The sequence below is a fragment of the Limosilactobacillus sp. genome, assembly GCF_041859915.1.
GTDB lineage: Bacteria > Bacillota > Bacilli > Lactobacillales > Lactobacillaceae > Limosilactobacillus.
This window is the reverse complement of record NZ_JBFLGB010000016.1, coordinates 21,778-29,043: the sequence shown is the minus strand read 5'-3', so window position 1 is coordinate 29,043 and position 7,266 is coordinate 21,778. Positions and strand designations below refer to the sequence as shown.

Sequence of the window (7,266 nt, the reverse complement as noted above, 5' to 3'; positions counted from 1 at the left end):
CAGGCGCGAAAGCTCGGCCCCCATGGCTTCAACGTCGCCGATGATGCGGTGCGCATGGCGCAGGACCGTCTGGCCCGCCGCCGTGATTTTCACGCCGCGCGTATGCCGTTCGATCAATGGCAATCCGATCAGGGATTCCATATCGGCAATGCGCCGGCTGACCGCGGAGGGCGCGATGAACTCGCGCTGCGCCGCCCGGGCAATGCTGCTTTCCTGGCACACGGCGGCAAACAGGCGCAGCGTGGTCAGGTCGAGTTTTCTAAGTATGTTTTCCATGATTTGCCAGCCTTTCATACTAATAATTATATCATATAATATGCTGTCCATGTGTATGCTGAACACAAAAAGGGCAATTCATCACGTCCTTAAAAGAACCTGTTTCCTTGCCCACTTTCAAAAAGACTGATAGGGAAGAATAGGACTTCCCTTGTCAGTCTTTTTTATTAATTATAGTTTTCATTATTCAACGGCCATCCGTTTAAACATTAAGCCAGGAACGGCGTTAAGGTCCAATCCAGCCCGATCACCGTGTTGATAATTAATATAACCAGCAGCACCAATCATTGCGGCATTATCGCCACAGAGTTTTAACGGTGCCTGAAGCATGGAAACCTCTGGATGGTACTTAGCCATGTCATGGTCCAATCGCTTTCGCAGGCCGTGGTTAGCAGCAACCCCACCAGCAAGGATCAGTTGCTTAACTGGGTAACGATCTAAGGCCCGCATGGTCTTCTCGGCTAAAACATCAACGACACTCTGCTGGAAACTAGCAGCTAAGTCGTAATTGCTTAACTGTTCACCACGTTGATGTGCATTATGGACAGTATTAATAAAGGCACTCTTCAGGCCACTGAAGCTGAAGTCGTAATTGGCCTCTTTTTCCATTGCGCGGGGAAAATGAAAGGTATCTTTGCCTTGGGCCGCCCATTCATCAATGGTCTTCCCAGCCGGGTAATTGACACCAAGTACTCGACCGATCTTGTCATAGGCTTCACCAGCCGCGTCATCTCTAGTTTCACCAATAATCTCATACTGGTGCTCTCGTGGCATATAAACTAGTTCGGTATGTCCCCCTGAAACCAGCAGGGCCATCTGAGGGTACTTAAATTCACCAACGTAACGGGCCGCATAGAGGTGCCCAGCCATGTGGTTAACCGGGATCAACGGAAGATGATGAGCCCAAGCAATTACCTTGGCCGCCGTTACCCCCACCAGAAGTGAGCCAACTAATCCTGGCCCATAGGTAATCGCTACCGCCGCCAGGTCGTCATAATTAACTTTAGCCTCGGCCAATGCCTGATCAGTACAACGGGTGATCCATTCAATGTGGTGACGACTAGCAACTTCAGGAACCACGCCCCCAAAACGCTGGTGACTATCAATTTGGGTGGCTACGATATTACTTAGAATTTTTGTACCGTTTTCCACCACTGCTACACTTGTTTCATCACAGCTGGTTTCAAACGCCAAAATCAATGTTCGTTCTGCCATAACTTACTTAGATCCTTCCTTATTCAACAAGCTTATCTTCATATCGATCGCATCCTCATGGTTATCAAGGTAGTAACGATGCTTAATCCGTCGTTCACGAAAGCCCAATTTTTCATATAGTTGACGAGCAACCAAATTATGAACCCGCACCTCTAAACTAACCGAACGTAATTGGAGGTGGTGAGCATAATTAATCGCTGTTTTTATCAGGTAAGTACCTACCCCATGCCTCTGATAACCAGGAGTGATACCAATATTAGTAATGTGAAGGTCAAATTTATACCAATCGATAGACATACCAACAAAGCCCATTACCAAGCCATCGTCAACCACCACAAGATAAAGGCGATCCTGTGGTCGTTTCAATTCAACTTGAAAAGCAGCATAACTCCAGGGAGCGGTACCGTAAATATTACGTTCAATGTTAACTATTCTTTGAATATCGGTCTCCGTTGCCGTCCGCACCACATATTGGTGACCCTTAATCATCACCATGCGCTGGGCAAAGCTTAACGACGGCCAATGCTGACCTGCCAACTTAAAATGACACCAGTGCTTAAACTTCGCGAACATAGTTTTTCCGCGTCTCCCCCGGATGAAGCTTTTGCCAGTTAGCTTCAGCCTCGGTAATTCGCAGATAATGGGGCACAAACGGATCAATCTCCTTAACGGCCGGCTCCTGCTCACCAGCTAATGCCAATTGGTAAGTCGATGGCACCCCATAAGCCCGCGGCGCTAAAGTAACGTTATTCGGTAAAGTATCAAATTGGGCAGCAATCCGTTTAGTCAAATGTCCTACCAAGATGACTGGCTGACCTACCTTGGCCAGTTGGTCTAATAGGGTCTTCATGGCGAGGTGCTGGTCTTCAATTCGGTTAATCAGCTTACCATTCTGCCATTGGTATGCCCCAGCAAAAACGTTCCCCCGTCGGGCATCGAAAAATGGTACGATGATGTTCTTGGTTGTAGGTAACACGTTCCGTGCTACGACTGCCAGACTAGAAATACCAACCAAGTCTTTATTTAAGGTATCAGCCAGGACCTTAGCCGTAGTTGCGGCAATCCGAATCCCGGTATAAGAACCGGGCCCCTGGGCTACTACAACCCGGTCGATATCTGCTGGTTGCCATTTGACCAGTTTAAAAAGCCGATCTACCGTGGGCATTAAGTAAATGCTATGGTTGCGAACCATATTCAGCGTCGTGGTGGCCAATAGTTGATCATCTTCCACCAGGGCAACACTCATTGGGTGGTTCGAGGTATCAATTGCTAAGACTTTCATTTATTCAGCACGTCCTTTCAATCACAACTAACATCTTATCACAACTGCTCCACTTCGTCGCCGTTGATTAACTAACTAGAGACTTAATAATTATTATCAAAAAAATCCGCTGCCGGTTGACAGCGGATTTTACTTTCAAATTAGTTGACTAGTCACGGTCATCATAGCCCTTCGGATGAGTGGAGTGCCACTTCCAAGCAGTCGCGATAATATCATGAACATCATCATACTTTGGCTTCCAACCAAGAACGGTCCGGGCCTTATCACTAGCAGCAACTAATGAATCTGGGTCACCAGGACGCCGCGGAGCCATCTTTGCCGGAATTGGTTTTCCAGTAACATCACGGGCAGCCTCTAGCATTTGCTTGTTAGAGAAGCCAGTGGAAGAACCGAGGTTAAAGGCGTTAGATTCATTGCCAGCTTCCAAGTACTTAAGTGCCAAAATATGAGCATCAGCTAAGTCCATAACGTGAACATAGTCACGAACATTAGTACCATCAGGAGTATTGTAGTCATCACCAAAGATACTCAATTCATCCCGTTTGCCAGCAGCAACCTGGAGAATGATTGGTACCAGGTGAGTCTCTGGATGGTGATCCTCACCAATCGTGCCATCAGGAGCAGCACCGGCAACGTTAAAGTACCGGAGAGCTACAAACTTGATACCATATGCCTTATCAGCCCAGGCAATCATCTTTTCCATCATTAGTTTAGATAGACCATACGGGTTAATTGGCTTCTGAGGGTCAGTTTCCTTAATTGGCATGTGTTCTGGTACACCATAAGTTGCCGCCGTGGATGAGAAGACAATGTACTTAACGTGGTGGTCACGCATTGCCTCCAAAAGGGTAATCATGCCACCGGTGTTGTTATCAAAGTATTTCAACGGCTTCTTCATTGATTCAGGAACAATGGAGAAGGCAGCAAAGTGAACGACTGCCGTAATGTCTTCGTTATCAAAAATCTTGTCTAAAAACTTTCGATCCCGAATATCACCTTCGTAAAACTTTGCCTTTGGGTTAACCGCAGCCCGGTGACCCGTTGACAAGTTATCAGCTACAACTACGTCTTGACCATGTTCCACTAAGTCTTTGACCATATGGGAACCGATATAACCGGCACCACCAGCAACTAAAATTGCCATTCCAAATTCCTCCTTAATATCGACTGCCTAACCATCATGACTAGTTAGTGTTTTTTATCCTTCACCTGGCATTGTAGCACAGTTTAAAGGCACTGACGAGTAAATTTTAGTAAATATTAAGTAAAAATGGAAACGCTTCATTTGAAGGCTTAGAGGTTTTCTAAATTCTCCAGGTCAATCGCGTGTTCTAAGTACTTAAAGAGTACCCCTTCTCGAAGTCCACTGCTAGAAAAACTGACTTCATCAATCGCTAGTTGACGCATTAATGCTAAAAGAGGAAGGAGTCCCCCAATGATCACGTCGGCCCGTGCCTTCATTACACCCCGCGTTTGGGCTCGGGTCGCCTGGTCGGCTTCGATCAATTGGTGCATAATTCCAAAAGCCGTCTTAGAACGAATTGTCAAACCATGAACCGGTTCTGCTTTGCCATCGACGGCATTCCGCCACCGATAAACTTTAGCCAGAGCCCGGTTACTACCACCCAAGGCCACGATTCGGGTGCGACGAAAACGATTAAGCCACTGTTGATGTGACAAAATTTCATCAACCTCAACCATCGCATCAAAGAGGTCAGCAGCCTTAATCCGGTCACCCAGGTGATAACGCTGAGAAAGAATTACCGAACCTACCGGAATGCTAACCGTTTCTTCGGCCGCACCGTTATCAACAGCAATCAATTCCATGCTGGCTCCCCCGGTATCAATAATAATTCCGCGGTCAAGCGATAGAGTTTTAATCACACCAACATAGTCCAGATAAGCTTCTTGCTCACCGGTGATAACCCGAAACTTAAATCCGGTTTCCTTTTTGACCCGTTTCAAAAATGCTTGCTGGTTCCTGGCCTGGCGAACTGCCGCCGTAGCCACGGCAACAATCTTACCTTGGTCATACTGGTTGCAAATCTTACGAAAATCACGTAAAGCTTTAATCGTTCGATTTATCGGGACCGGTTTAAGCATTTTCTCCGGCCCCATATGAGATGACAAACGAACGTAACGCTTTTCATAATGCCTAGTGATGGCCTGACCATTCTTTTGTAATTCACTAATCTTTAAACGAACCGAATTAGAACCAAGGTCAATTACTGCTAGGTTAGTCATGGGAGTCATCCTTCCCATTGTTAAGGTGGAGTGACGGAACGTGCTTACTCAAAGTCGTAAAGACGGAAGATAAGTGCCGCTGAGCCTTTCGTTGGTGCTTTTCCTGCTTATTCCGCTTTTCAGCTTCAGCCACAAAGTATTCCTGGGCAATGAACGGCTTAGCACCGTGACGATTAATTCGTTCATAGTGGTCACCAACTAGGATTCGGGCCTTGGTATTATCCTTCCACATGGCATTGAGAATGTGAATAGCACGAGCCTTGGTATCAGTCTCTTTAACCGGGTAAAGTTCCTCTACCCGTCGATTAAGGTTCCGGGTCATCATATCAGCAGACGCCAGATAAATCTCTTCATGACCGTTATTCTTGAAGTAGTAAATCCGGGAGTGTTCGAGAAAGCGACCGATAATGGAACGTACTTCAATATTGCCATGCAATTCTGGCAAGTCGTTACGCAGGCAGGTAATCCCCCGAACGATCAACTGAACCTTAACTCCATTAGCAGCAGCATCGTAAAGCCGGGCAATGATCTGTTTATCAGACAGCGAATTCATCTTCATCCGAATCAACGCCGGATTACCACTCTTGGCTACCGCAATCTGCTCATCAATCTTTTGGTTGATAAACTTCCGGATACCGTCTGGTGAAACCCGTAATTGACGGAAATATGGTGGTCGGGCAAAACCGGACAACATGTTGAAGAGATTGGTCATATCAATGCCAATCTCATGGTCGCAGGTAAAGAGGCCCATATCAGTATAGAAGTGAGCAGTAACATCATTATAGTTCCCGGTGCCTAAGTGCATATAACGCCGCAAGCCATCTTCATCCCGTCGAATAACTAGGGTAGTCTTACAGTGAGTCTTTAGGCCAACCAGGCCATAGATAACGTGGCAACCCATTTGCTCCAATCGTTGGGCCCACCGAACGTTGTTTTGCTCATCGAACCGGGCTTTAACTTCAACCAGGACGGTGACTTGCTTCCCCCGCTGAGCTGCCATTCCCAGGTACTTGATAATCGGTGAATTGCCGGAAACCCGATAAAGAGTCATCTTAATCGCTAGGACTTGTGGATCAAGTGCTGCCTGGTGGATAAAGTTGACCACGGCGGCAAAGTTATCATATGGGTGCTGCATCAAATAATCCTTCTTGCGAATTGCCGCAAAAATATTGTGATCCATATCCATCACTGGGTTAAGGTAGGATTTAAACGGCTTATACCGCAAGTCGTCGTGACCATCGACCATCCCGGATAACTTCTTCAAGAAGGTCAAGTCAACTGGGCCATCAATTCGGTAAAGGGAGCGTTCATTGACGTGCAAATTATCAATCAGTTGGTTTTCTAGCCAGGGATCAATATCATGTTCAACTTCTAGCCGCATCACTTGGCCGTGCTCACGGTCCCGCAATTGTTGTTTAACGGCCCGCAAAAGATCAGAAGTATCCTCTTCAGCCACGTCGAGGTCCATATCCCGCATAACACGGTAAGTGGCCGTCTTAATAATTTGGTAACCAGGGAAGAGCAAGGACAAGAATTCCTTGATCAGCTCATCGATTAAAATGAAGTTATTTTCTCCTGGTAGACGAATTAGTCGTTTGTAAATACCCGGAACCCGAACGGTGGCAAACTTGATATCCGATTCTTGTGAATCATCATGGGGTTCGTTTTGGTGACGCTTAACTTCTTGGTCCCCTTCCAGAACCTCCTTAGTCTTCATCGAGGCAGCCTTTTGCTGCGGATCACGCCGTAATTGAACAGCAATGTTAAGTGAATTGTTGGAAATAAATGGGAATGGGCGTGAACTATCATCAGCCATCGGTGTCAATACCGGCATCAATTCATCGTTAAAGTAACGACGAATAAATTCATATTGCTTATCGTTGAGATCTTTAATATGGAGAATATTAATATTTTGCTTAGCCAGGTCAGGAATAACTTGTTGGTTATAAACCTGGTAACGTTCCTCCACCATTCGGTGTTCTTTCTCATTTACCGCATCTAATTGTTCCTGTGGCGTTAAGCCTGAGGCATCGGTGGTAGTAACGTTAGCCGCCGCTAGCTTATGCAATGAAGCCACCCGGACCATAAAGAACTCATCGACGTTACTCTGGGTAATGCCTAAGAAATTAGCCCGTTCCAATAACGGGTTATGTTTGTCAGTTGCTTCCTCGAGAACTCGGCCATTAAAATCGAGCCAGCTTAATTCCCGGTTAACGTAATTTTCTGGTTTATAAAAGTCTTTATACATC

Annotated in this window: 7 protein-coding genes; all 7 read right to left on the bottom strand. The window is 46.3% G+C overall.

Annotated elements, in window-relative coordinates; translation table 11 throughout:
* Positions 1-294, bottom strand: a 294-nt coding sequence (locus tag ACEYV4_RS03850; protein ID WP_373842113.1) for a LysR family transcriptional regulator, incomplete at its 3' end; no start/stop codon positions are given.
* A gap of 165 nt (positions 295-459) precedes the next feature.
* Positions 460-1,491, bottom strand: coding sequence for a tRNA (adenosine(37)-N6)-threonylcarbamoyltransferase complex transferase subunit TsaD (tsaD, locus tag ACEYV4_RS03845; RefSeq protein WP_373842112.1), 1,032 nt, complete (start codon positions 1,489-1,491; stop codon positions 460-462).
* Between the two features lie 3 nt (positions 1,492-1,494).
* Positions 1,495-2,064 (bottom strand): ribosomal protein S18-alanine N-acetyltransferase, encoded by a 570-nt coding sequence (gene rimI / locus ACEYV4_RS03840; RefSeq protein WP_373842111.1) that lies wholly within the window; start codon positions 2,062-2,064, stop codon positions 1,495-1,497.
* On the bottom strand, positions 2,048-2,773 hold the full coding sequence (gene tsaB / locus ACEYV4_RS03835) for a tRNA (adenosine(37)-N6)-threonylcarbamoyltransferase complex dimerization subunit type 1 TsaB (protein ID WP_373842110.1): 726 nt from the start codon (positions 2,771-2,773) through the stop codon (positions 2,048-2,050). Before tsaB ends, rimI begins: the two co-directional genes overlap by 17 nt.
* 148 nt (positions 2,774-2,921) lie before the next feature.
* A complete protein-coding gene (galE, locus tag ACEYV4_RS03830; protein WP_373842109.1) occupies positions 2,922-3,917 on the bottom strand; it encodes a UDP-glucose 4-epimerase GalE in 996 nt (331 codons plus the stop codon).
* 149 nt (positions 3,918-4,066) lie between these two features.
* Entirely contained in the window at positions 4,067-5,026 is a 960-nt protein-coding gene (locus tag ACEYV4_RS03825) for an exopolyphosphatase (RefSeq protein WP_373842108.1), read from the bottom strand.
* On the bottom strand, positions 5,010-7,265 hold the full coding sequence (locus ACEYV4_RS03820) for an RNA degradosome polyphosphate kinase (protein WP_373842107.1): 2,256 nt from the start codon (positions 7,263-7,265) through the stop codon (positions 5,010-5,012). The genes ACEYV4_RS03825 and ACEYV4_RS03820 overlap by 17 nt, the downstream gene beginning before the upstream one ends.
* Between the last annotated feature and the right edge of the window lies 1 nt (position 7,266).

Excerpts from the sequence above, each read along its gene's own strand:
- tsaD (WP_373842112.1), bottom strand. The coding sequence starts at position 1,491 with ATGGCAGAACGAACATTGATTTTGGCGTTTGAAACCAGCTGTGATGAA.
- rimI (WP_373842111.1), bottom strand. The coding sequence starts at position 2,064 with ATGTTCGCGAAGTTTAAGCACTGGTGTCATTTTAAGTTGGCAGGTCAG.
- tsaB (WP_373842110.1), bottom strand. The coding sequence starts at position 2,773 with ATGAAAGTCTTAGCAATTGATACCTCGAACCACCCAATGAGTGTTGCC.
- galE (WP_373842109.1), bottom strand. The coding sequence starts at position 3,917 with ATGGCAATTTTAGTTGCTGGTGGTGCCGGTTATATCGGTTCCCATATG.
- ACEYV4_RS03825 (WP_373842108.1), bottom strand. The coding sequence starts at position 5,026 with ATGACTCCCATGACTAACCTAGCAGTAATTGACCTTGGTTCTAATTCG.
- ACEYV4_RS03820 (WP_373842107.1), bottom strand. The coding sequence starts at position 7,265 with ATGTATAAAGACTTTTATAAACCAGAAAATTACGTTAACCGGGAATTA.